Raw genomic sequence first — 1,491 nt, forward strand, 5'->3', positions numbered from 1 at the left:
GGCGGGGAGGCGCCCGCCGAGCCAGACCGGGATCCCCGCCGGGACCCGCCCGGAGAGCTCGGCGATATCGGCGCTGGCCATGCGCACGCAGCCGTGGGAGCGGGCCACGCCCAGGGGCTCGTCGTCGGGGCAGCCGTGGATGTAGACCAGCCGGCGCATGGTGTCCACCTCCCCGAGGCGGTTGCGTCCGCGCTCCAGGCCCGAGAGCCAGAGGATGCGGGTGAGGATCCAGTCCCGGCCCGGGCTCGAGGCCCGCAGCCGCGGGCCCCAGAGCTCGCCGGTGGGCCGCCGGCCGACGAACACCGCCCCCAGGGGCGCCCCGGCGCCGATGAGCGCCCGTACGCAGTGCCACCCCTCGGGGGTGCAGCCGCTGCCGCGGCGCTGGCCGGGCCCGTTGGCCGCCGTGGAGACCGGCGCGCTCCAGCCCGGGCGCTCACCGTCCCAGAGGGTCAGCTCCTGGCGGCCGAGGTCCACCCCGATCCACGGCCCGGCCGGCGCGGCGGCTACGCCGCGTCCCACTGGCTGTACGGGTGGTGGATGAGGCAGACATTGTAGTAGCGCGGATCGTCGGAGACCTCCTCGCCGAGCCAGGGCGGGCGCTCGAAGGCCTCCTCGGCGTCGGCGAGCTCGATCTCGGCGACGATGAGCCCGGCGTTCTCCCCCTCGAAGACGTCGATCTCCCAGGTGTGACCGCCCCAGGCGAGCTCGTAGCGCACCTTCTCGATGAGGGGGCGCTCGCAGAGCTCGGCGAGCATCTCCTCGGCATCCGCGAGGGGGACGGGGTACTCGTACTCGCGGCGCTCGACGCCGAGGGTGGCGCTCTTGATGTTCAGCCACGCCTGCTCGCCGGCGGTGCGCACGCGGATCGAGGCGCGCGCGGCGCCGATGAGGTAGCCCTGGCGCATGCGCTGCCCCTCATCGGCGTGCTCCCGCCACGACTCGTCCCTTATCAGAAACTTACGCTCGACCTCTCGCGCCAAGGCAGCCTCCGCTAGAGTGGGGATGAAATCGGTTACCATACAAGGTAAATCCCGGATCGTCACCGCGCGATCCGGCCGCGCCCCCTCGCCCCTGCGGCGGCAAGGGATTAGACTGGCAGCTTCGCCGCAACCGGAGAGAGTCTCGATGCCCCAACTCGTACTCCTGCGCCACGGGCAAAGCGAGTGGAACCTGGAGAATCGATTCACCGGCTGGCACGACGTCGACCTCACCGAGCAGGGGGTCTACGAGGCGCGGCAGGCCGGCGAGGCCCTGAACGAGCAGGGGGTGGCCCCGGAGCTGGCCTTCACCTCGGTGCTCAAGCGCGCCATCCGCACCCTCTGGCTGGCCCTCGAGGGGCTCGACCGCATGTGGATCCCGGAGGTCAAGAGCTGGCGGCTCAACGAGCGCCACTACGGGGCGCTGACGGGGCTCGACAAGGCGGAGACCGCCGCCGAGTACGGCGAGGACCAAGTCCACACCTGGCGGCGCAGCTACGACACCCCGCCACCG

General features: G+C 72.3%; 3 protein-coding genes. 1 reads left to right on the top strand and 2 read right to left on the bottom strand.

Translation table 11 applies throughout. From position 1 onward, the window contains the following. A partial coding sequence (locus CKO13_RS12155) for a L,D-transpeptidase family protein (protein ID WP_200261389.1) occupies nt 1-519 on the bottom strand: 519 nt, incomplete at its 3' end. Further along, nucleotides 504-980 carry a CYTH domain-containing protein gene (locus CKO13_RS12160; protein WP_200261391.1) on the bottom strand — a complete coding sequence of 159 codons (477 nt, stop codon included), beginning with the start codon at nt 978-980 and terminating at the stop codon, nt 504-506. The genes CKO13_RS12155 and CKO13_RS12160, both read right to left, overlap by 16 nt. Before the next feature lie 145 nt (nt 981-1,125). Here CKO13_RS12160 and CKO13_RS12165 point away from each other — a divergent pair. Beyond that, on the top strand, nt 1,126-1,491 hold a 366-nt coding region (locus CKO13_RS12165; RefSeq protein WP_200261393.1), incomplete at its 3' end, for a 2,3-bisphosphoglycerate-dependent phosphoglycerate mutase.

The sequence above is a fragment of the Halorhodospira neutriphila genome, from assembly GCF_016584055.1.
Lineage (GTDB): Bacteria > Pseudomonadota > Gammaproteobacteria > Nitrococcales > Halorhodospiraceae > Halorhodospira > Halorhodospira neutriphila.